The organism is Elioraea sp. (assembly GCF_051860475.1).
Taxonomy (GTDB): Bacteria; Pseudomonadota; Alphaproteobacteria; order Acetobacterales; family Acetobacteraceae; genus Elioraea.
Genome location: NZ_JBHYDW010000065.1, coordinates 1 through 23319 on the forward strand (window position 1 = coordinate 1; position 23319 = coordinate 23319).

At 70.7% G+C, this 23319-nt stretch carries 23 protein-coding genes; 8 read left to right on the plus strand and 15 right to left on the minus strand.

Annotated elements, in window-relative coordinates:
- The 3 genes from ACTIFU_RS12710 to ACTIFU_RS12720 form a co-directional block, all read right to left on the minus strand.
- The coding region (locus tag ACTIFU_RS12710; protein WP_439578680.1) for a GNAT family N-acetyltransferase at positions 1–1434 on the minus strand (1434 nt) is incomplete at its 3' end.
- Entirely contained in the window at positions 1359–2387 is a 1029-nt protein-coding gene (locus ACTIFU_RS12715; RefSeq protein WP_439578681.1) for a D-alanine--D-alanine ligase family protein, read from the minus strand. The genes ACTIFU_RS12715 and ACTIFU_RS12710, both read right to left, overlap by 76 nt.
- Positions 2380–3708 carry a KamA family radical SAM protein gene (locus ACTIFU_RS12720; RefSeq protein ID WP_439578682.1) on the minus strand — a complete coding sequence of 443 codons (1329 nt, stop codon included), beginning with the start codon at positions 3706–3708 and terminating at the stop codon, positions 2380–2382. Before ACTIFU_RS12720 ends, ACTIFU_RS12715 begins: the two co-directional genes overlap by 8 nt.
- A 634-nt stretch (positions 3709–4342) precedes the next feature.
- Here ACTIFU_RS12720 and ACTIFU_RS12725 point away from each other — a divergent pair.
- Positions 4343–5065 carry a superoxide dismutase gene (locus ACTIFU_RS12725; protein WP_439578683.1) on the plus strand — a complete coding sequence of 241 codons (723 nt, stop codon included), beginning with the start codon at positions 4343–4345 and terminating at the stop codon, positions 5063–5065.
- A 36-nt stretch (positions 5066–5101) separates the two neighbouring features.
- Here ACTIFU_RS12725 and ACTIFU_RS12730 read toward each other — a convergent pair whose 3' ends face one another.
- From ACTIFU_RS12730 to hisS, 4 genes are all read right to left on the minus strand, one after another.
- Positions 5102–5542 (minus strand): DUF4167 domain-containing protein, encoded by a 441-nt coding sequence (locus ACTIFU_RS12730; RefSeq protein ID WP_439578684.1) that lies wholly within the window; start codon positions 5540–5542, stop codon positions 5102–5104.
- 146 nt (positions 5543–5688) lie between these two features.
- The gene (gene prmC / locus ACTIFU_RS12735) at positions 5689–6573 is read right to left on the minus strand and encodes a peptide chain release factor N(5)-glutamine methyltransferase (protein ID WP_439578685.1); all 885 of its coding nucleotides are present in this window, start codon (positions 6571–6573) and stop codon (positions 5689–5691) included.
- Positions 6570–7643: a peptide chain release factor 1 gene (gene prfA / locus ACTIFU_RS12740; protein ID WP_439578686.1), complete on the minus strand. Its 1074-nt coding sequence runs from the start codon at positions 7641–7643 to the stop codon at positions 6570–6572. Before prfA ends, prmC begins: the two co-directional genes overlap by 4 nt.
- Positions 7640–8878, minus strand: coding sequence for a histidine--tRNA ligase (gene hisS / locus ACTIFU_RS12745; protein WP_439578687.1), 1239 nt, complete (start codon positions 8876–8878; stop codon positions 7640–7642). Before hisS ends, prfA begins: the two co-directional genes overlap by 4 nt.
- Positions 8879–9045: 167 nt before the next feature.
- Here hisS and ACTIFU_RS12750 point away from each other — a divergent pair, with 167 nt between their 5' ends.
- Entirely contained in the window at positions 9046–9813 is a 768-nt protein-coding gene (locus ACTIFU_RS12750) for an aspartate/glutamate racemase family protein (protein ID WP_439578688.1), read from the plus strand.
- Here ACTIFU_RS12750 and mnhG read toward each other — a convergent pair.
- The 7 genes from mnhG to mbhE are packed head-to-tail and all read right to left on the minus strand — an operon-like array spanning position 9720 to position 15558.
- The gene (gene mnhG, locus ACTIFU_RS12755) at positions 9720–10166 is read right to left on the minus strand and encodes a monovalent cation/H(+) antiporter subunit G (protein WP_439578689.1); all 447 of its coding nucleotides are present in this window, start codon (positions 10164–10166) and stop codon (positions 9720–9722) included. The two genes, ACTIFU_RS12750 and mnhG, sit on opposite strands and share 94 nt — an antisense overlap.
- Entirely contained in the window at positions 10159–10479 is a 321-nt protein-coding gene (locus ACTIFU_RS12760; protein ID WP_439578690.1) for a monovalent cation/H+ antiporter complex subunit F, read from the minus strand. Before ACTIFU_RS12760 ends, mnhG begins: the two co-directional genes overlap by 8 nt.
- Complete coding sequence (locus ACTIFU_RS12765; RefSeq protein ID WP_439578691.1) at positions 10476–10967, minus strand: Na+/H+ antiporter subunit E; 492 nt, start codon at positions 10965–10967, stop codon at positions 10476–10478. The genes ACTIFU_RS12760 and ACTIFU_RS12765 overlap by 4 nt, the downstream gene beginning before the upstream one ends.
- Complete coding sequence (locus ACTIFU_RS12770) at positions 10964–12463, minus strand: Na+/H+ antiporter subunit D (RefSeq protein WP_439578692.1); 1500 nt, start codon at positions 12461–12463, stop codon at positions 10964–10966. Before ACTIFU_RS12770 ends, ACTIFU_RS12765 begins: the two co-directional genes overlap by 4 nt.
- On the minus strand, positions 12460–12825 hold the full coding sequence (locus ACTIFU_RS12775; protein WP_439578693.1) for a Na+/H+ antiporter subunit C: 366 nt from the start codon (positions 12823–12825) through the stop codon (positions 12460–12462). Before ACTIFU_RS12775 ends, ACTIFU_RS12770 begins: the two co-directional genes overlap by 4 nt.
- 1 nt (position 12826) lies before the next feature.
- Positions 12827–13267, minus strand: a complete 441-nt coding sequence (locus ACTIFU_RS12780) for an MnhB domain-containing protein (RefSeq protein WP_439578694.1) — start codon at positions 13265–13267, stop codon at positions 12827–12829.
- Complete coding sequence (gene mbhE / locus ACTIFU_RS12785; RefSeq protein ID WP_439578695.1) at positions 13264–15558, minus strand: hydrogen gas-evolving membrane-bound hydrogenase subunit E; 2295 nt, start codon at positions 15556–15558, stop codon at positions 13264–13266. Before mbhE ends, ACTIFU_RS12780 begins: the two co-directional genes overlap by 4 nt.
- Positions 15559–15850: 292 nt before the next feature.
- On the opposite strand from mbhE, the gene ACTIFU_RS12790 reads away from it, so the two are divergent.
- The 6 genes from ACTIFU_RS12790 (at position 15851) to ACTIFU_RS12815 (ending at position 22628) form a co-directional block, all read left to right on the plus strand.
- Positions 15851–16876: a flagellar motor protein MotB gene (locus ACTIFU_RS12790; protein ID WP_439578696.1), complete on the plus strand. Its 1026-nt coding sequence runs from the start codon at positions 15851–15853 to the stop codon at positions 16874–16876.
- 9 nt (positions 16877–16885) lie between these two features.
- Positions 16886–17752 (plus strand): flagellar motor stator protein MotA, encoded by an 867-nt coding sequence (motA, locus tag ACTIFU_RS12795; protein ID WP_439578697.1) that lies wholly within the window; start codon positions 16886–16888, stop codon positions 17750–17752.
- Positions 17753–17788: 36 nt separating this feature from the next.
- Positions 17789–18235, plus strand: a complete 447-nt coding sequence (locus ACTIFU_RS12800) for a PaaI family thioesterase (protein WP_439578698.1) — start codon at positions 17789–17791, stop codon at positions 18233–18235.
- Between the two features lie 477 nt (positions 18236–18712).
- A complete protein-coding gene (locus ACTIFU_RS12805; RefSeq protein ID WP_439578699.1) occupies positions 18713–20281 on the plus strand; it encodes an ABC transporter substrate-binding protein in 1569 nt (522 codons plus the stop codon).
- Positions 20281–21714: an amidohydrolase family protein gene (locus tag ACTIFU_RS12810; protein WP_439578700.1), complete on the plus strand. Its 1434-nt coding sequence runs from the start codon at positions 20281–20283 to the stop codon at positions 21712–21714. Before ACTIFU_RS12805 ends, ACTIFU_RS12810 begins: the two co-directional genes overlap by 1 nt.
- Positions 21715–21740: 26 nt before the next feature.
- Positions 21741–22628 carry an EamA family transporter gene (locus tag ACTIFU_RS12815; protein ID WP_439578702.1) on the plus strand — a complete coding sequence of 296 codons (888 nt, stop codon included), beginning with the start codon at positions 21741–21743 and terminating at the stop codon, positions 22626–22628.
- A 48-nt stretch (positions 22629–22676) separates the two neighbouring features.
- On the opposite strand, the gene ACTIFU_RS12820 is transcribed toward ACTIFU_RS12815, so the two are convergent.
- Positions 22677–23319, minus strand: a 643-nt coding sequence (locus ACTIFU_RS12820; RefSeq protein ID WP_439578701.1) for an IS630 family transposase, incomplete at its 5' end; no start/stop codon positions are given.

Below are 23319 nucleotides of genomic sequence, written 5' to 3' on the forward strand. Positions count from 1 at the left end.
GCCGCCCTCCGCGCGCACGAATTCGGCGACCCGGTCGAGCAGCCTCCGCCCGAGTCCGGCGCCCTGGGCGGTCGGATGGACGACGATCCAGTAGAGGTCCCAGGCACTCTCGGTGCACGGAGTAGGACCGTAGCAGGCATAGCCGAGCAGGAGCCCGTGCGGCTGCTCGGCAAGGACGAAGCGGTAGGACGAGGCCGCGCCATGCGTCAGCCGGTCCTCGGCAAGCTCGCGCCCGACCGCGACCTCGGCCGCGGTGAAGAAGCCCGTGGAGGCGCAAAGGGACGCGATGCGCTCGGGGTCACCCGCGACCAGTGTGGTGCGGAGCGGCACCTGTGCGGGAGCGCGCGGCGGGCGTGGCGCGATCGGCGCGGGCGCCGGTGCGGCGCGGCCTGCGCCGGGCATCGCCGCCGCAACGATCCGCCCGACCAGCGCGTCGAACGCGAGCCCCGCGCGCTCGGCTGTGGCGGCGATCCCCATGCCCGGCGTCAGGCACGGGTTCGCGTTCACCTCCAGCACCCAGGACGCGCCCGACCGGTCCACGCGCAGATCGACCCGCGCATAGCCGGCGAGCCCGCAGACCTGCCAGGCGCGCCGCACCAGCGCCTCCATCCGCGCGACCAGCGGCGCGTCATCGTCACGCAGGTCGAACGAGCGCGTGGCGTAGGGGTAGATCGGATCGGCCGGGTCCCACTTGCTCGCCCAGTCGACGATCCGGGGGCGGTGCTCGGGCCAGCGCGGGTCGAACACCTGCTCGGCGGCCGGCAGGACGATGCAGCCGCCGGCGCCGTCGTCGAGCGCGGAGAGGTTGAACTCCCGGCCGTCGATGAATGCCTCGGCGAACCAGCGCCCGCCATGCGCGGCCGCGCGCGCCGCCATCAGTGCGCGCGCCGCGTCGGCATCGGGCACGACGCTGTCCGGCCCGATCGCGAAGGAGGCGTGCTCGGTCGCGTGCTTGACGATCAGCGGCCCCGGAACGTCCGGCGTGCCGGCATCGATCCAGTCAGGCGTCGGGATCCCGGCCGCACGCAGTACGCGCTTGGTGGCGATCTTGTCGGCGGTGAGCGCCAGCGCGGCCGCCGGGTTGCCGGTGAAGCGCAGCCCGAGCGTTTCGAGCAGCGCCGCCGCGGCCGGCGCCATCACCCCCGCGGCCCGCCCGACCTGGAGGCTCTCCACGAGGTTGACGACCAGATCGGGAGGGTCCTCGGCCAGCGCACGCGCGACCGCGGCAAGGTCGAGCCCCGCCGCGACCCGGCGCGTGCGCCACCCCGCCTCGACCAGTGCGGCCTCGACCGCGCCGACCTGTTCCAGCACGTCCTGTTCGTCCGGCGGTGCGTCCGGCGGCACCGCCTGGTGCAGGATCACGCCGCCGCGCGCGTCCGCTGCTGGAGCCCGCTGCGCGACAGGGCAGAGTCGAGGATCCGATCCATCAGCCATGCGAAGTCGTATCCCGCGAGTCGCGCCAGGATGGGAAGGTCCGAATGCGCCGGGTTGAGCCCGGCGAGCGGATTGACCTCGAGGAACTGCGGCGCGCCGGCGCCGTCGCAGCGAAGATCGACGCGCCCGCCGTCGCGGCAGCCGAGCACGCGCCAAGCCGCGAGCGCGACCTGCTCGGCGGTCAGCGCGGTCGCGTCCGTCGCGATCGCATAGTCCACGCGGCCGTGCCAGTCCTCCTTGGTTTCGAGCCCATAGACCCCGCCATGCGCGGCCTCGTTCAACCGCACCTCCATCGCCGCGATCGCGCGCGCCTCCGCGCCGGTGCCGACGATGCCGACGGTGAACTCACGGCCCGGCAGGAAGGTCTCGACCAGCACGGGCTGGCGGAAGCGGGCGAGCAGGTCGCGGCAGGTGCGCGCGAGTGCCGCGCGGTCCCGGCAGCGGCTCGTCCGCTCCACGCCCTTGCCGGTGCCCTCGGCGATCGGCTTGGCGAACACGGGGAACGGCAGGTCGATCGTGGCGACGTCCCGCGGGTGCTGGACCACGGCGAAGGGCGCGGTCGGCACGCCGGCATCGCGCACTACCCGCTTGGCGTGACCCTTGTGCAGCGCGAGCGCAAGCACCAGGCTGTCGGAGAACACGCACGGCATGCCGTAGGCTTCGCAGAGCGCCGGCACCAGCGCCTCGCGGCCGAACCCACGCAGCCCCTCGCAGATGTTGAAGACGAGATCCCAGTGCTCGCCGGCGGCGAGGCGGGCGACCAGCGCGCGGTGATGGCCGATCCGGTCCACCGCAAGGCCGCGCGCGGTGAGATGGCCGGCGATCGCGTCGATCGTGCCGATGCTGTCGAACTCGGCCGTTGCCTCCTCGTCAAGCCCTTCGGCGAGCCAAGCGTCGCGAAGGTCGTAGGTGAAGCCGACGCGGAGCCGCCGCCCGATCCCGCCGTCAGGCATGGTCGCCCCCCTTCGCCGCGAGCGCGACATCAGCCGTGACGGGACGATCCGCCCCGAGCGATCCAACGGGATCCGTATAGCGATAGACGCCGCGCTCGAAGTTGCGCAGCAGCAGATCGTCGCCGTGGCGGCCGACCACGTAGTCCGGGATCAGCGGTATCTTGCCGCCGCCGCCCGGCGCATCGACCACGAAATGTGGCACCGCGTAGCCGGTGGTGTGGCCGCGCAGCCCCTCGATGATCTCGACCCCCTTCTCGACAGGCGTGCGGAAATGCGCAGAGCCCGATATCGGATCGCATTGGTAAAGATAATAGGGCCGCACGCGCAGCTTCAGGAGACCGTGCATCAGCGTGCGCATCGTGCCGATGTCGTCGTTCACGCCCTTCAGAAGCACGGTCTGGCTGCCGAGCGGGATGCCGGCATCGGCGAGCCGCGCGGTCGCCTCCGCCACCTCGGGCGTGAGCTCGTCGGGGTGCGTCAGGTGGATCGACATCCAGAGCGGGTGGTAGCGGCGCAGCATGCGGGTGAGGTCGCGCGTGACCCGCTGCGGCAGCACCACGGGCACCTTGGTGCCAATGCGCAGGAACTCGACATGCGGGATCGCGCGCAGCCGTGACAGCAGCCACTCCAGCTTCTCGGTTGCGATCGTCAGCGGATCGCCGCCCGACAGCAGCACGTCGCGGATCTCCGGGTGCGCGGCGATGTAGTCGATCGCGCGCTGCCACTGCGTCGTCGAGAACGTGTACTCACCGCCACCGCCGACCATGCGGCTGCGCGTGCAGTAGCGGCAATAGGTGCTGCAGAAGCCGGTGGCAAGGAACAGCACGCGGTCGGGGTAGCGGTGCACCAGGCCGGGCACGGCGGCGTCATGATCCTCGCCGAGCGGATCGTCGGCCTCGCCCGGCATGCGCAGGTACTCGCCGTTCACCGGGATGTGGGTGCGCCGCAACCCCTGCGTCGCATCGCGCTCGTCGAGCAGGCTCGCGTAGTAGGGCGTGATGCCGACCGGCAGCGGTCCGGTGTGGCGAGCGACCGCGCCCTGTTCGTCCTCGGAGAGGCGGATGACGCGCGCGAGCCCGCGCAGGTCGCGGATGCGGTGCTGCAGTTGCCAGCGCCAGTCGTTCCATTCCGCGGCCGTCGCGCCCGGCCAGAACCGGCGGCGGAACGCGCGCGACCGCGCGGATTGCGGGAACGCCGCACCGCGCTCACGCTCCTTCACCGTCGCGGCGAACACTGGCCTGTCGAGGGCGCCCGCGCTGGCCGGCACGGACGCCACGGCGGATGGAGGTTCGGCTTCGGGGGTCTCGAGATCGCGGTCCATGCTGGCTGGTTTCCTTCGGCACCCGCCTGTCGTCGGTCCGGCAGACCCCCTGGCCGGAGTGCCGCGCGATGCGGCGTCGTGGCGCGGGCGCGTCGCCACCGGATTCGCTCCATAGTCGAAAGCCGCGCGAGTCGCCAGTATTTGTGCGAGGCGCCCGCGGCACCGTGACAGCGGCGAAAAACCCATGAGCTCCAAGGGGTTGGAGGCGCGCGCGCGCGCTGCGGCCGATCCAAGCAGAAGAAGAGACCAGATCGGATACTAGCCAAGGCTCCAACAACAAAGTGAACAAACGCTTGATTATTGAAGAGTGCCCACTCTGCCCAGGTGTACCCGCTGGCACCTGCGGGACGGCACTCGGTTCACGAGAACTTCGCAGGGCCGGCACGCTGCACTCATCGTCGGGGCGAAGCGACTACGCGATGCCCGCGAGGCGCAGATCGTTGCCGCTGCGTGATGCAGCCCGGGCAGGGCTCCCAGGCATCCGGTTCAGGCCTTGACGCACCCGCCGGTCAGCAGCGATCGGCAGCGCCGCAATCGCCATGCGCTGGTAGGATGTGGCCGGGCGAAGGGCGCCCAAGCAGGCGCGGACAGGGCATCAGCAGCCCGGTCCCCGATCAGAGGAGGAACGCGGGCCATGACTTTCTCACGTCGCACCATGGTCGGTCTGGGTGCGGGTCTCGTGGCGGCTGCCCTGGGGCCGGCGCTGCGGGTTGCGCGCGCCCAGCCGGCAGGTCCGTTCACACTGCCGCCGCTGCCCTACGCGCCGGACGCGAACGAGGCCGCGATCGACGCGCGCACCATGGAGATCCACCACCGCTTCCACCACGGCGGGCAGGTGAACAACCTCAACGCCGCCCTCGCCGGCCACGGCCAGCTCGCGGCGATGCCGCTCGACCAGATCCTGATGCGGCTGGCCGAGATGCCGGAGACCATCCGCACCGCGCTGCGCAACAATGGCGGGGGCCATGCCAACCACACGATGTTCTGGGTGATCATGGGCGGGCGGGGCGGCGAACCGTCCGGCGAGCTCGCCGCCGCCATTACCCGCGACTTCGGCGGGTTCAGCCAGTTCCGTGAGCGGTTCGATCGCGCCTCGATGGGCGTGTTCGGCTCGGGTTGGGCGTTCGTGACCGTGAACCGCCACGGCGGGCTCGCGGTGGTGCAGCGGCCGAACCAGGACAATCCGCTGATGGATGGCGAGCGCGTGCTGATGGGCAACGATCTGTGGGAGCACGCCTACTATCTCCGCTACCAGAACCGGCGTGCGGAGTACGTTCGGAACTGGTGGAACGTGCTCGACTGGTCGAAGATCGGCGCGCGCTATGCCGCCGCGAAGGCCGGCACGCTGACGATCTGACGACACGCGGGAGGTCCGTACCGACCCCCCCGCCGGTCACTCGGCGCCGGCGACCGGCTTCGGCTGATCGCCCTCGCCTGGTGCTGGCTGGGAGGAGCCGTTCGCGCCGTCGCCATGGCCGTTCATCGCCTGCTCGACCGCGGCCTCGACATCCGACTCGCCCTCGTAGCCGTTCGGGCCGCGCCGCGGCTGCTGCAACGGCGGGTTCTGCTGGCCCTGCACCTGCTGCATCGCGTTGAGGATGCGGAAATAGTGCTCGGCGTGCTGGAAGTAGCTCTCCGCCATCACGCGGTCCCCGCCCGAGGTCGCGTCGCGCCCGAGCTGGAGATATTTCTCGAACAGCTGCTGGGCCGTGCCGCGCAGCCGGACATCGGGGCCGTTCGAATCGAACACGTGGTTGCGGTTCATCGGCTGGTGACGGTGCTGGTGACGGGGCCCCTGATGATGGCCGCGGCCGCGCATGCGCTTAAGGTTCATGTCGTTTCACGTCTGCCGTTGTTGTCGCAGCGTCCCCGCCCGGGCGTCCCGGGCACCCCAAGGCCATCCTGGATGACCCGCCCATGAGGCCGGCGCCCCTTCGGGCGATCCGGCGACGCATCCATGCACCTGGGCTCCACTGCACCCTAGTCCGCGATCCCGGGCTCGCCAACCGTTTTTTCCGCAGCGCGGAGAGCGATCGCGCGCGGGATTCCGCCCAAATCCTGCCGCAATTCGACGATCGCCAAACCTGCCTTCTCGGCGAGCATGCTGACGTCGGCGGCTTGGCCGGTGCCCAGCTCGAGCACCGCGACCCCGGCCGGAGCGAGAATGCGGGGCAGATCCGCAAGAATGGCACGGCAGGCGTCGAGCCCATCCGCCCCGCCGTCGAGCGCGGCGCGCGGATCATAGTCGCGCACCTCCGGCTCCAGCACGGCGATGTCCGCGGTACGGATATACGGCGGATTGGCCAGCACCAGGTCGAACCGGGCATCGAGCGCGGCAGCCCAGTCGGCGCAGAGGAACAGCGCGCGGTCGGCGAGACCCGTCCGCACGGCATTGGACCGTGCGACCGAGAGCGCGGCGGGCGAACGGTCCACTCCGACGCCGATCGCGGCGGAAAACTCGCTCAATCCGGCGAGCAGCAGCGCGCCCGAGCCGGTGCCGAGATCGAGCACGCGATGCACCGCGGCGCGATCTGGCAGGGCCGCGAGCGCGGCCTCGACCAATGTCTCGGTCTCGGGGCGGGGGATCAGCACGTCCGGCGTGACGTCCAGGTCGAGCGACCAGAAGCCGCGCGTGCCGGTCAGATGCGCGGCCGGAACGTGCGCCGCCCGGCGCGCGACGATCGCGCGGTATCGTTCCGCCGGCACTGCGTCGACCTGCTCGCGCGCCTCCGTCGTGAGCAGGCCCGGCACGCGGCCGAGCACGTGGCCGAGCAGGAGCCGCGCCTCGCGCCGCGGCTGCTCGATACCCGCCGCGCGCAGCACCGTTCCCGCCTCGCAGAGCAGGGACCCGATCGTGTCGCTCACGCTCCTTCGGCCATCAATGCCGCCTGGTCCTCGGCCGTCAGCGCATCGATCAGCTCGTCGAGCTCGCCGGCGAGGATGCGGTCGATCTTGTGCAGGGTCAGCCCGATGCGGTGATCGGTCACGCGGCCCTGCGGCACGTTGTAGGTGCGGATGCGCTCGGACCGGTCACCGGTGCCCACTTGGCTGCGGCGAAGATCGGAGCGGGCCGAGGCCTTTGCCTCGCGCTCGCGCTCGTAGAGCTTGGCGCGCAGGATCTTCATCGCCCGCGCGCGGTTCTTGTGCTGGCTCTTCTCGTCCTGGCAGGCGACGACGATGCCGGTCGGCAGATGGGTGATGCGCACCGCGCTCTCGGTCTTGTTCACGTGCTGGCCGCCGGCACCGGAGGCGCGGAACACGTCGATGCGGAGATCGGCCTCGTTGACTTGGACATCGACCTCCTCGGCCTCAGGCAGCACCGCGACGGTGGCGGTGGAGGTGTGGATGCGGCCCTGGCTCTCGGTCACCGGCACGCGCTGCACGCGATGCACGCCGCTCTCGTATTTCAGCCGCGCGAACACGTCGGTGCCGGCGATCTCGGCCACCGCCTCGCGATAGCCGCCGAGGTCGTTCTCCGAGACGTCGAGCACCTCGAAGCGCCAGCCGCGGCTCTCGGCGTAGCGTCGGTACATGGCGAAGAGGTCGGCGGCGAACAAGGCGGCCTCGTCGCCGCCGGTGCCGGCGCGCACCTCGAGGATGGCGTTGCGACGATCGGCCTCGTCCTTCGGCAGCAGGGCGATGCGTACGGCGTGGTCGAGGGCCGCGACCCGCGCCGCGAGCGCCTCGGCCTCCGCCTCCGCCATGGTGCGCAGTTCGGGATCGGCGCCCTCGTCCGCCGCCATCGCGCGCGCCTCGGCGAGTTCGCGCTCGGCGCGGCGCAGCGCGGCCACCTGGTCGGCCACGGTCTCGATCTCGGCGAGTTCGCGCGAAGCCGCGACATAGGTCGCGCCGTCGAGGTCCCCCGCGAGCTTCGCGCGCAGCTCCTCGGCGCGCGAGCGCACGCGGTCGAGCCGGAGGGCGAAGCTCCCGCTCATCGGCTGAGGCGCGCGGGAAGCTCGGCGAGCGGCACCGCGTGCTGCTCGCCGGTCGCGAGGTTCTTCACCTGCGCTGCGCCGGCGGCGAGTTCGCTCTCGCCGAGGATCACGGCGGCGCGCGCACCGATCCGATTGGCGCGTTCCATGCGGCGCTTGAGGTTGCCGCGGAACGCCATCTCGGCGCGGATGCCGGACGCGCGCAGACTGGAGAGCACGGCGATCGCCGCGGTCTCGGCGGTCTCGCCAACGGGAATGACGGCGATGGGCCGTTCCGGCGGGGGAACATCGCCGGCGAGCATGGCGAGGCGCTCGATCCCGGCGGCCCAGCCCACCGCCGGCGTGGGCGGACCGCCCATCTCCTCGACCAGGCCGTCGTAGCGCCCACCCGCCATCACCGTGCCCTGGGCGCCGAGCCGGTCGGTGACGAACTCGAACGCGGTATGGCTGTAGTAGTCGAGGCCGCGCACGATGCGCGGATTGACCCGGAACGTCACGCCGAAGGTGGCGAGGTGGCGCTGCACCGCCTCCCAGTGCGCGCGCGCGGTGTCGGTGAGGTAAGGGAAGATGTCGGGCGCGTCAGCCACGATCGCGCGGTCGGCTTCGTCCTTGCTGTCGAGCACGCGCAGCGGGTTGCGATGCAGGCGCGCGCGGCTGTCCTCGGAGAGCCGCCCCTCGTGCGCCGAGAGGAAGGCGATCAGCGCCGAACGGTAGACGGCGCGGCTCTGGCGGTCGCCGAGCGTGTTGATCTCGAGCGCGGTGCCCGCGGCCACGCCCAGGGCGTCCAGGATCGCCTGGCCGCAGGCGATCACCTCGGCGTCGGCGAGCGGTTCGCCCGCGCCCACGGTCTCGATGCCGATCTGGTGGAACTGGCGGTAGCGGCCCTTCTGCGGCCGTTCGTACCGGAACATCGGGCCGGCGTAGAACACCTTCTGCGGCAGCGACTGCGTCAGGCCATTGGAGACGAGCGCCCGGCACACCCCCGCGGTGTTCTCGGGGCGCAGCGTGATGCTTTCCCCACCACGGTCCTCGAAGCTGTACATCTCCTTGGTGACAACGTCGGAGGTATCGCCGAGCGAGCGGGTGAAGACGCGGGTGTCCTCGATCACCGGGGTCTGCCACTCCTCGAAGCCCCAGGTTTCGGCGATCCGGCGCGCGGTCTCGGCCACGTGGCGGTGGCGGCGCATCTCCTCGCCGATCAGGTCACGGGTGCCGCGGATGGGCTGCAGGGCGCTCATGCGCCCGGATGGGGCGAGGTCAAACCCCGTGTCAAGAGATGCCGGTCCGCGGACGGCCCCTCGCCTGCACTGCGTGCCCTTGCGGCTGCCCCGCCGCAGTGGCTTGCTCGGGCGACGGATCATCGCGCGGGGGCGCTTGCCCGGCAGAGCGGCGGAACGGAACGGCGATGCGACTGCTGCTGATCAACGGCAACACCGACGCGGCGCTCACTGCGCGGATGGTAGCGTTCGCGCGCGCGGCGGCCGGCGCGGCGGCCATCGAGGGCGCGACCGCACGGTTCGGGGCGCGCTACATCTCGACGCGCAGCGCCGCCGCGATCGCCGGCCATGCTGTGCTCGACGCGCTCGCCCATGCACTCGCCGCCGGCCCCGCCCCCGACGCCGTGATGCTCGCCTGTTTCGGCGACCCAGGCATCGCGGCGCTGCGCGAGCTCTCGCCGGTGCCCGTGATCGGCATGGCGGAGGCGTCGATCCTGACGGCGGCGACGCTCGGCGGTCGGATCGCGCTGCTCACGGGCGGTGCGCGCTGGGTGCCGATGCTGGGCGAGTACGCCGCCGCGATCGGCTTCGGGGGGCGTGTCGCGGTGCGGGGGATCGCGCTGACGGGCGACGCCGTCGCCGAAGACCCCGATGCCGCGCTGCCGGCGCTCGCGGCCGAAGCGCGCGCGGCCGTCGATCGGGACGGCGCGGAGGTGGTGGTGCTCGGCGGGGCGGGGCTCGCGGGACTCGCGGGCAGGATCGCGGCCGACGTGCCGGTGCCAGTGCTCGACAGTCTCGACTGCACGGTGCGGGTGGCGGTCGCGCTTGCCCGCGCAGCCGCGCCGAAGCCGACGGTTGGCAGCTACGCCGCGCCGCCGCCCGTGCCCGTGGCTGGGCTGTCGGGCCCCCTCGCCGGGTTGTTGCTCGCGCCGGCGATGACATCCGCCGGCGCCTGACAGACGCGCGCGGTGAGGTCGTAGCGGCCCTCGAGGTCGTCGCGCACCTGGCTCGGGTCGCGCGGCACGCCGAGCAGATAGGTCGCGCGCGCGATCAGGTGCGAGGCGATCGGCGTGGTGAACAGCAGGAACGCCACACCGGCGAGCGCGCGCACGACCGCGTCGAACTCGCCGAGTCCGATCGCCACCGCGAAGAACAGCAGCGAGCCGCCGAGCGTGCCCGCCTTCGACGAGGCGTGCATGCGCATCAGCGAGTCCGGCAGACGCCAGATGCCGATCGCGGCGATCAGCGCGAAGCCCGAGCCCGCGAGCACCAGCACGGCCAGGATGAGCTGGGCCAGCGGCTCAATCATCGGCGTGGTCCAGCGGCGGGGGGTCGGTTTGGCGCGCGCGGCGGAACGCGACCCACTCGACGTAGCGCGCGAAGGCCACGGTCGAGAGGAACGAGATCAGCGCCATCACAAGGGCGAGATCGACATAGGTCGAGGAACCCGAGGCAAGCGCGAGCAGCAGGGCAGCGCAGATCGCGGTCAGCGCCAGCATGTCGAGGGCAACGATGCGGTCGGGCAGATGCGGGCCGACTACGAGGCGGGCGAGCCCGACCGCGAACGCGATCGCGAGCATCGCCCAGCCGATCCAGATCGAGATCGCGAGCACCGTGCTCATCGCAGGAACTCCAGCAGGCGGCGCTCGAAGTTGTTCTTGATGTCGTGCAGCACGGCGTCGGGGTCGTCGAAGAACATCGCGTGCACGTAGAGGGTGGAGCGGTCCTCCGACACGTCGAGCGACAGCGTGCCTGGCGTCAGCGTGATCAGATTGGCGAGCGCGGCGATCTCGACGTCGCGCTCGGCCTTGAGCGGCACGGCAATCACGCCCGGGCGCGCCGTGATGCGCAGGCTCAGCACCTGGCGCGCGATAAGGATCGAGGATTGCAACAGCGCATTGGCGTAGAAGCTGAAGAAGCTGATGAAGGCGAGTGTCTTGCGGAAATACTGCGGCTCGGTGTCGCCCCAGACGCGGCGCGTGAGGTAGAGCACCACGAAGCCGGCGACGAAGCCGGTGAAGAGCGTCCATGGCGCGAAGCTGCCGAAGCTGCCGCACCAGGCGAGCATCAGCATCAGGTTGATCGCAAACATCCCCGCCGGGCGCTTCACGGCAGTCTCCCCAGCACGGCGGCGGCGTAGGCCGCCGGATCGAGCAGCTCGGCGGCGGCGCGCTCGGCGACCACCCAGAAGGGCTGGGCGAACAGGCCGATCACGATGGTGCAGGCGGCGAGCGCGACGATCGGTGCGAGCATCGCCACCGGCGCGGCCGCGAGCGGGGCGGCCGCGTCGTCGCCCTGCGGGTGCGGCTTCCAGAATGCCTCGCCCCAGATCTTGGTCATCGAGTAGATCGTCAGCAGCCCGGTGACGAGCGCGGCCGCGGCGATCCACCACTCGCGGTCCTCGAGTGCGGCGCGCACCAGGATCAGCTTGGCCCAGAACCCCGAGAGCGGGGGGAAGCCGGCGAGGCTGAAGGCCGGGATGAAGAACAACACGCCGAGCAGCGGGGCGGCGCGGTAGAGCCCGCCGATCTTTTTCAGCTCCATCGACCCGGTCAGCCGTGCGGCCACGCCGGCGATCAGGAACAGGTTCGCCTTCACCACGATGTGGTGCACCAGGTAGAACACCGAGCCGACGATCGCGAGCGGCGTGTAGAGCGCGAGCCCCATCACCATGTAGCCGATCTGGCTGATGATGTGCCACGAGAGGATGCGCCGCATCTCGCTCTGCGCCGCCGCCCCGAGCACACCCGTGATCATGGTCAGGCCCGACACCCAGAGCAGGATCTGGTGCGTCCAGCCGACATCGTGGGTGAACAGCAGGGTGAAGGCGCGGATCAGCGCATAGACGCCGACCTTGGTGAGCAGTCCCGCGAACACCGCCGAGACCGAGACGAGGGGCGTGTGGTAGGCGGCGGGCAGCCAGAAGAACAGCGGGAACACGGCGGCCTTCATGCCGAACGCCGCCATCAGCAGCATCGCCGCCGCGGTCAGCACGCCGGTGTTGCCGACGTTCGGGATCGTGCGCGAAAGATCGGCGTAGTTGAGCGTGCCGGTCATGCCGTAGAGCAGCCCGACTGCGAGCAGGAACAGCAGCGTGGCGACCAGGTTGAGCGAGACGTACTTCACCGCGCCGTCGGTCTGCGCCTTGGTGCCGCCGATCGTCATCAGCCCGAACGAGGCGATCAGCATCACCTCGAACCAGACATAGAGGTTGAACAGGTCGCCGGTGATGAAGGCGCCGCACACGCCGAGCAGCAGCACGTGGCTGAGCGGGTGGAACCAGGCGCGGCGGTGCCTCTCCTCGATCTCGGGGATCGCGAAGGTGAGGCAGGCCGCGCCGGTGATCGCGGCGATCAACGTCATCACCGCGCCGAAGGTGTCGACCGCGAGGGTGATGCCGAACGGCGCGTCCCAGTTGCTCGACTGCACGACGATCATGCCGCCGCGCCAGACCGCGTCCATCAGCGCGACCGCGGCGGCGAGCAGGGCGACAACGCCAATCAGCGAGAGCGCACGCTGGGTGCGCGGCATCGCGTGCGCGAGCGTGGTCAGCGCCGCGGTCGCCATCGCGACGATCAGCGGGACTACGGCGTACCAGCCGCTCACGGCTTGGCCTCCTCGGGCGGCTCGGCCTCGCGCATCTCATCGGTGCGGATGGTGCCGAGCCGGACATAGGCCTGCCAGGCGAGCACGAGGGCGAAGGCGAGCAGGCCGAAGCCGATCACGATCGCGGTGAGCACCAGCGCCTGCGGCAGCGGATTGGCGAAGGCGCCCTCGATCGCCTCGGCGTCGAGCGGAACGATCGGCGGCACGTCGCGCGTGAGGCGTCCCGCCGTGAAGATCAGCAGGTTCACCGCGTTGCCGAGCACGGCGAAGCCGAGCAGCAGTCGGATTAGGTTGCGCGACAGCATCAGCCAGGTCGCGACCCCGGTGAGCAGGCCGATCAGGAGCGCGAGCGGCACCTCCATCTCAGGGCCCTTCGGCGGAGTCGGTCTCGGGGTCCTCCTCGAGCGCGAGCAGGATCGCGGAGACGCCGCCGATCACGACCAGGAACACGCCGATGTCGAACAGCAGCGGCGTGGAGAGCGGCAGGATCGCACCGTCGCCGAGATCGAGCTTCAGCCAGAGCCCGGTGAAGAACGGCAGCGCGACCAGTCCGGCCGGCAGGGTCGCGAGCACGGCCGCCACCAGCCCGACGCCGGCAAGCACCGCCGGCGGCAGCACCAGCGTGCGCCGCGCCGCCTCCGGCCCGAAGGCGATGCCCTGCAGCGCGATCGCCGAGGTCGCAACGAGGCCGCCGATGAAGCCCCCGCCCGGCAGGTTGTGCCCGCGCCAGAGCAGGAACAGCGACAGCATCAGCATCATCGGCGCGAGCACGCGCGTGGCGGCACGCAGGATCAGGCTGCTCATCGCCGTGCCCTCGCGCCGATGCCGATCGCGGCGAGCGCCGAAAGGGCCGCCGCGAACACGACGATGATCTCGCCGAGCGTGTCGAGCGCGCGGAAATCGACCAAAATCACGTTGACGATGTTGTGGCCGAACGCCTCCGGCACCGCGGTCGCGCCGAACCATTCGGAGAGGCGGGGATCGAATGGCTCGGCCAGGACGCCGAGCAGCAGCAGCGTCACGACTGCACCGGTGCCGACCGAGATCGAGCCGTAGAGCCAGCGCGGCCGGTCGCTCCGCGACGACAGCCGGAACCCGGGCAGGCGGATCAGCACCAGCGCCAGGATCACCACCACCAGTGTCTCGACCATGAACTGGGTAATCGCGAGATCGGGGGCGCCGAACAGCATGAAGATCATCGCGACGCCGAGGCCCAGCACGCCGAGCGCCGTCACCGCGAGCAGACGCGTGGTGGCGAAGGCGGCGACCAGTCCGGCGGCGGCGGTGACCGCGAACACCGCCCACTCGATCAGCCGCCCGCCGTCGAAGGCGAGGCTGAGCCGCACGTCACCCCGCGCGAGGCTGGCCGCCACCGCGAGCGTCACCACGGCGAACGAGGCGGCCATGTACCGGTGCAGCAGGCCAGGCTGCCAGATCCGCGTCTGCCACGTCGCGAGCGCAGCGAGCCCGGCCATCGCATGGTCGTAGCCGCGATCGGGGCCGCGATCGAGCGTGGGATTCAGCACCGCGCGCCACGCTTCGGCGAAGCGTCGCCAGAGCAGAAACAGCACCGCGCCGGCCGCGAAGGTCGCGATGGTGAGCAGGAACTTCCAGTCCACCGCCTTGAACAGCACGATGTCGAGCGTGGCCTTGCGTCCCATCACCGCCGTGGTGGCGGCGGCGATCAGCGAATCGGCGACCAGGTTGGGCGCCATGCCGAACACCAGCCCCAGGCCGGCGAGCACCACCGGCCCGGCGAGCATCGACCAGGGCGCCTCATGCGCGTGCTCCGCCGCCTCCGTCCGGTGGCCGGTGAACGGCACGATCGCCACGATCGCGGCGACGCAGAACAGCATGAGGTTGGTCAGCGTCGCCGCGATCACGGTGATGCCGACCTCGTCCTCGAGCGCGATCTTGGCCGCGCCGATCAGCTCCTTGGCCACCCATCCGAGGCCGAACGGCAGCCCGGCCATCGAGACGCAGGCGACCGCCGCGGCCGCGAAGGTGACCGGCATGACACGCATCAGCCCGCCGAGCTTGCCGAGGTCGCGTGTGCCGGCTTCGTGATCGATATTCCCCGCCGCCATGAACAGCGCGCCCTTGTAGAGCGCGTGCACCAGCAGGAAGGCCATGGCGGCCTTCACCCCCGGCTCGTGCGTCGGCCCGAGCAGGAACACCAGCGTGCCAAGCGCCGAGACCGTGGTCCAGGCGAGCACGAGCTTCAGGTCGGTCTCCAGCAGGGCGAACACGACGCCCATCAGCATGGTGAGCCCGCCGATCCCGGTGAGGATCCAGAGCCACTCGGGCGAGCCACCGAGTGCGGGGTCGAAGCGGGCCAGCAGGTAGATGCCCGCCTTCACCATGGTCGCCGAGTGCAGATAGGCCGAGACAGGGGTCGGCGCCTGCATCGCGCCCGGCAGCCAGGAATGGAACGGCCATTGGGCGCTCTTGGTGAAGCAGCCGATCACCACGAGGATCAGGATCGGCAGGTAGAGCGGGTTGTCCTGGATCCAGGAGCCGGCACCGATCAGATCGGAGATCCGCCAGGATCCGCCGGCATCGGCAAGCATGATCAGCCCGGCGAGCAGCGCGAGCCCGCCCGAGCCGGTGATCAGCAGGGCCTGGAGGGCTGCACGCCGCGCGGGCGCCTTGTGGCTCTCGAAGCCGACCAGCAGGTAGGAGGCGAGGCTGGTCAGCTCCCAGAACACGAACAGGGTGACGACGTTGTCTGTCAGCACGACGCCCTGCATGGCGCCCATGAACATCATCAGGAACAGGAAGAACCGCCCGAGCATCGGGTGGCCCTTCAGGTAGCCACCGGCGTAGAGCACGATCAGCGTGCCGATTCCGCTGATCAGCAGCGAGAAGATCAGCGACAGGCCGTCCAGGCTGAAGTCAAGCGACACGTCGAGCCCGGGCACCCAGGGCGTGGATTCGAGCACCCCGGGCGTGGCCTCATCGAGCTTGGAGAGCAGCCAGGCGCAGGTTGCGCCCGGCACGAGGGCGAGCACGAAACTAGCCCGGTGGCCGATGAGACGGACAAGCAGAGGGGCGAAGCCCGCCGCGACGAACGGCGCGAGGACGGCGGTCAGCACGGGCTGGGCCGGCTATGGGCTGCGTTCAGGGCCGTCAGCTGCGGCATGTCCCTCCCCCAGAAGGGCCCGGCGCCTTCCGCCCGGACCGGTCCGGGGCCGGCGCGCCGCCCCGATCGTCTCCCCATCGCTCGCCCGGGCACTGGCCCACAGCGCGCCGGGATATAACGGCCGCTCCGGCCCGGCGCAACCCGGAGCCCCGGTTTAGCCAAGGCTTAATTCCTCTCGGGCAGGGTGCCGGCTGGGCCGCCGCAGTTCCAGCGCGGCCGGAGCAAGCACGGGCAAGCCGAGGCGGATGAGCGCTCGCAAGGGCAAGAAGGAGAAGGACGGAGCGACCCTCGTCATCCGGCGCGAGGAGGGCGCCGAGCACGGGCACCACGGCGGCGCCTGGAAGGTCGCGTATGCCGACTTCGTTACGGCGATGATGGCGTTCTTCCTGCTGATGTGGCTGCTCAACGCCACCACCGAGGAACAGAAGCTCGGCATCGCGCAGTACTTCGCGCCGGTGAACGTGTTCGGCAACGACAATTCCGGCTCGGGCAAGCCGTTCGGCGGCACCGACATCGTCTCCGACGACTCCGCGGTCGGCAGGGCGGGCACGCCCACCGTGCCGCAGGAGCCGCGCAGCTATCCGCCGGACGAGGACCGGCCCGATGACGGCGAGCCGCACCAGGCGATCTTCGCCGAGGGCGGCGCGTTCCAGAACCGGTTCGACACCGGCGGGCGCTTCGTCGCCCCGCGCACGGCCGGCGCTGGCGGCGAGGAGGCGACCGAGGGCGCCTTCGAGCCTGACCGGGCAGCAGCGGCCCGCGCCGAGGCGGAGGCCGAGGCGCTGGAGCAGGCGGCCGACGCCATCCGCGCGGCCGTGATGGAGGACCCCGCGCTTGCCGAGCTCGCGCGCCACCTCGCGATCGACGTCACGCCCGAGGGGTTGCGGCTGCAGCTCCTCGACGGCGAGACCCTACCGATGTTCGCGCTCGGCTCGAGCCGGCCGAACGAGGCGGCGCGCGCCCTGGTCGCCAAGGTCGCGCCGGTGCTCGCCCGCCTCGGCAACCCAATCACGATCGCCGGCCACACCGACGCCACGCCATTCCGTTCGGGCAGCGGGGTGACGAACTGGGAGCTCTCGGCCGATCGCGCCAACGCCGCGCGCCGGCTGCTGCTGGAGGCCGGGGTGCCGGAGGCGCGCATCCATGGCGTGGCCGGCCGGGCCGACCGCGACCTGCTGCTCCCCGCTGATCCGCGTGCGGCCGCGAACCGACGCATCGCCATCCTGGTCCAGCGCGCCGCCGCTCCACCGGCCGCGCCGGCGACGAACTGAGGCCGCGCGATGCTGACGATCGGCGGCTTCGTGTTCGTGATCATCTGCGTGTTCGGCGGCTACATCCTCGCCGGCGGCAAGATCGGCATCATCCTCGCCGCGTTGCCGTTCGAGATGATGATCATCGGTGGGTCCGCGCTCGGCACGCTGCTGATGGCGAACTCGATGCACGGCCTGAAGCACGTCGCCGCGGGATTCGGGAAGGTGCTCAGGGGCGGCAAGTTCACCAAGTCCGACTATGTCGACCTGCTCTCGCTGCTCTACTGGCTGGTCCGGCTGGCCAGCACCAAGGGTGCGATGGCGCTCGAGGCGCATATCGAGAAGCCGCACGAGAGCTCGGCCTTCGGGAAGTTCCCGCGCATTCGCGACGACCATCACGCGGTGACGCTGATCTGCGACTATCTGCGCATGGTGGGGATGCACGCGGACGATCCGCACCAGATCGAGGACGTATTCGCGCGCGAGCTGCGCAAGCTCCTGAACGAGGAGCTGCATCCGGCGCATTCGATGCAGAAGGTGGCGGACGCGCTGCCCGCGCTCGGCATCGTCGCCGCCGTGATGGGCGTGATCAAGACCATGGGCTCGATCACCGAACCGCCGCCGATCCTCGGCAAGATGATCGGCGCCGCGCTCGTCGGCACCTTCCTCGGCGTGTTCCTCGCCTACGGGCTGATGGGGCCAATCGCCTCGCGGCTGCAGTCGGTGGTCGAGGAGGAGATCAAGTACTACGAGGTGATCCGCGCGGTCCTGGTCGCGCACCTGCACGGCAATGCGCCGCAGGTCTCAGTCGAGACCGGCCGCAAGATGGCGCCGACCGAACACATGCCAACGTTCCAGGAGCTCGAGGAGGCGCTGCAGAACCTGCAGATCGCCTGATTGACCGGGCGCCGACGCCGCCGTCAGATCGGCGCCATGAGCGAGGTTCCGCCCGACCCCCTGCCGTCGCCCTATCACGACCTGTTCGGCTTCCGCCTGCTGGAATGGCGCGACGGCTTCGCCCGCCTCGCGGCCGAGGCGGGGCCGCAGCACATGAACCGCGCGAATGTCGTCCATGGCGGGTTCGTGCTCGGGCTGATCGACCAGGCAGCCGCGTATTCGGGGCTGTGGTGCAGCGTGCCGGGCAACGCGCGGCGCGGCATGACGCTGGCGCTGGCGTCGCAGTTCGTCGCGCCGGTGACCGCGGGCCAGGTGATCGCCGAGGCGCGCATGGTCGGGCGCGGCGGGACGACGTTCTTCACCCGCACCGAGGTGTTCCGCGCGGACGGCACGCTGGTCGCGACCGGCCAGGGCACCCATCGGTGGCGCAGCGGCAGCGAGACGGTCGAGGGCATGCCGGTCGCGGCGATGACGGGCGCGTGACGCGAGGATCGCATTGGGTTGAGCGGGGATATTTTTGGCGGCGCGGGGTGGCGGAATGCCGGATCTGATCCCTGTGATGGAGCGGATGGATGGGCCGGCTGGATGCGCGCTGTGCGCTGCTCCGGGACCTTGGGGTGGGCAATCCGACGCAGCATGAGCTGAGTTCAAGGCGGTGACGATTGCGCTTGTGGCCCCGGTCTGCGGCGCCGAGCGCTTCGCCGTGGCCCCCGCCGAGAACCGTCGCGACCATGGTGCGGCAACCCTCGGCACGCGGCCAAACGTGCCCGCAACCATCTGCCCACCGCCCGGCCTGAGACAGCCATCCGACGCCCGTGAAAGCGGTCGGGCCTATCCGGCGACTTCGTGCGCTCCGTCCATGGCCACAGGCGATCCCCGTGCGGCCGCCGCGACCACCGATTGACGCGCCGCAGCATCGGCCTCAGGCTCGCCGTCACGCAACGGAAACGGGAGAGGACGATGCGCATCCTGGCAGCCGCGGCTCTGGCAGCCGCAGTCGCGATGGGCCCGGCCGACGCGAAGACCTTCACCTGGTCCTTCAACGCCGACATCCTGACGCTCGACCCGCATTCCTCGAACCACACCTTCACCAACGCCTTCAACAACAACATCTACGAGGGCCTGACCCGTCACAACGCGAAGATGGAGATCGAACCGGCGCTCGCCGAGCGCTGGGAGCTCGTCTCGCCGACGGTCTGGCGGTTCCATCTGCGCCGCGGCGTGGTGTTCCACGATGGCACGCCGTTCGACGCCGACGACGTGCTGTTCACCTGGACACGCATGAACACGCCGGGCGCGCTGGTGCGCCGCACGATCGGCCCGGTGAAGGACGTGCGCAAGCTCGACAGCCACACGGTGGAGTTCGAGACGACACAGCCCTTCCCGGTGCTGCTCTCCTCGCTCACGCACTTCTTCGTCATGAGCAAGCGGTGGTCGGAAGGGCTCGGTGCGACCACCGCCACCGACCTCTCCGCCCAGCGCGAGAACCCGGCCTCGCGCCAAGCCAACGGCACCGGGCCGTTCCGCCTGCGCACGCGAGAGCCCGACAACCGCACGGTGCTGGAGGCGAACCCGACCTGGTGGGACCGTCCGGCGCACAACCTCACCGAAGTGGTGTTCCAGCCGATCCGCAGCGCGGCGACCCGGACCGCGGCGCTGCTCTCCGGCGCGCTCGACGCCACGGTCGAGATCCCGATCCAGGACATCCCGCGGGTCGAGCAGAACCCCGGGCTTCAGGTGGTCCAGGGACCGGAGCTGCGCACCATCTATTTCGGGTTCGATCACTACCGCGACGAGCTGCTCTACAGCGACGTCAAGGGGAGGAACCCGTTCAAGGACCGCCGCGTGCGCCAGGCGATCTACCAAGCGATCGACGTCGAGGCGATCAAGCGGAACGTGATGCGTGGCCAGTCCTGGCCTGCCGGCATGATGGCCTCGCCGTTCCTCAACGGCGCGCCGCAGGACCTTAACGCGCGGCTCTATCCCTATGACCCGGAGGCTGCGCGCCGCCTGCTCGCCGAGGCCGGCTATGCGGATGGCTTCTCGGTCGGGCTGTCCTGCCCGAACGACCGCTACGTCTATGACGAGCGCATCTGCCTCGCGGTCATTGCGATGCTCGGCCGCGTGGGCATCCGCATCCAGCCGCAGATCGAACCGCTCGGCGTGTGGTCGCGGCGGGTGAACACGCATGACCTCTCGATGTTCATGCTCGGCCATGCCGGGCTGCCGCTGATCGACGCCTGGTATGTGCTGTCCGAGGTGATCCAGACCAAGACAGCAACGACCGGCGGGCTGAACAGCGGGCGCTACTCGAACCCGAAGCTCGACGAGCTCACCCAGGCCGCGAGCCGCGAGACCGACGAGACGAAGCGGCGCGCCCTGATGCGCGAGGCCTTCGCGGTCGAACGCGAGGACATCGCGCACGTGCCGCTGCACCAGCAGCCGATCGTCTGGGCTTCCCGGAAGGGCATCGAGCTCGGCCAGGCGCCGGACAACCGGCTGCGCCTGTGGCTGGTGCGGATGCCCTGATGGCGGATGCATCGCTGCTGGTCAGGGGCGGGGTCGTCATCACGATGGACCCCGCCCGCCGGGTGATCGACGACGGCACCGTGGCGGTGCGGGGCGACCGCATCGTCGCGGTCGGCCCGCGCGCCGAGGTCGAGGCCGAATGGCAGGCGCCGCAGGAGATCAGCGCCGCGGGACGTGCAATCCTGCCCGGCTTCATCGACTCCCATGCCCATGCGGGCCATGGCCTCGTGAAGACCATGGGCGGAGGCGATTCCGAGGCATGGTCCGAGGCGTGCCGCATCATCTACACCCTCGCCTCGCCGCCCGCGTTCTGGCGCGCCGAGGCCGAGCTGGCCGCGCTGGAGCGGCTGCGCAACGGCGTGACCACGGGCGTCTCGCTGCTCGGCGGCGGCGACTCGATCATGCGCACCGACGATCCGGCGCATGGCGACGCGCATTGCCAGGGTGTGACCACGGTCGGCATCCGCGCGATCGTCGCGGTCGGGCCGACTCGGCCGCCGCATCCGCGCGAGCACGCGTCGTGGGAGAACGGCACGGAACGCCGCTATCCCGTGAGCTTCGAGCAACAGGTCGAGACCTGCGCGGCACTGATCGAGCGCTGGCACGGCGCGGTGGACGGGCGGATCGCGATCGCCATGCTGATGCCGGTCTATCGCGAGGAGCGGCACGACCCGGCAACGGTCGCCGAGATCGAGCGCCAGGGCCGCATGATCCGCGACCTCGGCCGCAAGCACGGCACGTTGTTCCACCAGGACGGCCATCGCGCGGGCTCGATCGAGATGGCCGACCGCATGTTCGGGCTCTGCGGGACGGACGCGTTCGTCAGCCACTGCACCGACCTGGCGGAGGCCGACATCGAGACGCTGGTGCGCACCGGCACCTCGGTCGTGCACAACAGCTCGGCGATCGCGCAGGTGCGCGGCCACTGCCCGGTGCCGCGGCTGCTCGAGGCGGGCGTGACCGTGATGATCGGCTCGGACGGCACGGCACCCGATCGCGGCACCGACATGTTCCGCCACATGGTGATGTGCGCGCGGGTGCATCAGCGCGCCGCACGCGACGAGCGGCTGATGCCGACCGGCAAGCTCATCGAGATGATCACCATCGACGCCGCCAAGGGGATCGGCCGCGCGGCCGATCTCGGCAGCCTGGAGGTCGGCAAGAAGGCGGACATCATCACCGTCGATCTCGCCACACCGCACGCCTATCCGCCCAACATGCCGGTGCACCGCGTGGTCTGGTTCGCGCAAGGATCGGATGTGCGCGACGTGATCGTGGATGGGCGGGTGCTGATGCGCGAGCGCGCGGTGCCGCATCTCGACGAGGCGGCGATCCTCGCCGCCGCCGCGCGCGAAACCGAGACGATGCTGGCGCGCAGCGGGCTCGCCCACCTGACGCACGTCGATCCGGGCTGGGGGCGCGTTCGACTCTGATCGCCCAAGCCGATCTCTGGATCCCGATCACGGTCGGGGCAGCACTGTTCCAGACCTGGCGCACCGCGTTGCAGCAGAAGCTGCGCGGCGCGCTCTCGGCCGACGGTGCGGCCTTCGTCCGCTTCCTCTACGGCGCGCCCTCGGCCGCGGTGTTGCTGGCGCTCTGGTGTCTCGCGACGTCGAGCCTGCCCCCGGCGCCGCATGGCTGGTTCCTGACACTCTGCGCCACCGGAGGGGTATTCCAGATCCTCGGCACCTCGCTGCTGATCCGCTCCTTCGGCTACCGCAACTTCGCCGTCGGCACGGCCTACTCGAAGACCGAGGCCGTGCAGGGCGCGGTCGCGGCCTGGATCATCCTGAGCGAGTCGCTGACGCCGATCGCCTGGCTCGGCATCGCGGTCGGCGCCGGCGGCGTGCTGACGCTGTCGCTGCCGAAGGGCGGCATCACGGTAGGCGCGTTCCTGCGCTCCTCCGTGCAGCCGGCCGCACTGTGCGGGCTCGGCGCCGGCGGCGCCTTCGCGCTGTCGGCCGTGCTGTTCAAGATGGCGAACTTCACCCTCGCCGGACCCGACGTGATCCTGCGCGCGCTCGCCACCCTGCTCGCCACCAACATCCTCCAGACCCTGATCATGGGCGCGTGGCTCGCGCGCCGCGAACCGGAGCAGCTGCGGCTTGCCGCAGCGACCTGGCGCAGTTCGGGACTGGTGGGCGTGCTCTCGGCCTGCGGCTCGGCCTGCTGGTTCTCAGCCTTCGCGCTCGCGCCCGTCGCCCTGGTGCGGGCACTCGGTCAGGTCGAGATGGTCTTCACTCTCGCCTTCAGCCGGCTCTATCTGCGCGAGGTGGTGCGGCGCGAGGACGTGATCGGGCTGGTGCTGGTGGTGATCGGCGTGGTGCTGATTCTGCTCGGGCGATGATGGCGCGGGGGCTCCGCCCCCGCACCTCCGCTAGGGGCCGCAAGGCTCCTAGTGGAGAGAATCCAACGCTTGGTGCCCGCGTTTGACGGCGGCGATGATGGTGTTCGGGTCCTTGGCCCAATGGAAGGGCGTTGGTTCGGCATTGGCCTCAGCGACGAAGCGGTTGATAGCTTCCTGGAGCGAGACGAGGGAGTGGAAGACGCCGCGTTTGAGACGCCGCTTGGTCAGCTTGGCGAAGAAGCCCTCGACCGCATTGAGCCAGGAGGCGCTGGTCGGGGTGAAGTGGAAGGTCCAGCGCGGATGTCGGCCGAGCCACTGGATGACCTTGGGGTGCTTGTGGACGGCATAGTTGTGCCGCTGCGCGTCGCCTTCGGCTCCGACGATGGCATGCACCAGCTTGGCCTTGGGCACCTCGGCCTCGACGGCGTTGAGGAAGCGGATGAATTCCTGATGCCGATGGCGCTGCATGCAGCGGCCGATGACCTTGCCCGCGGCCACATCCAGCGCGGCGAACAGGGTGGTGGTGCCGTTGCGGATGTAGTCGTGGGTCATGGTGCCGCAGCGGCCGCGCTTGAGCGGCAGGCCAGGCTGGGTGCGGTCGAGGGCCTGGATCTGGTTCGCCTGCTCGCTCGGACCCGTGGCGCTCGCAGGCTCACTCTCGTCGATCGACAGGACCACGGCATGGGCGGGC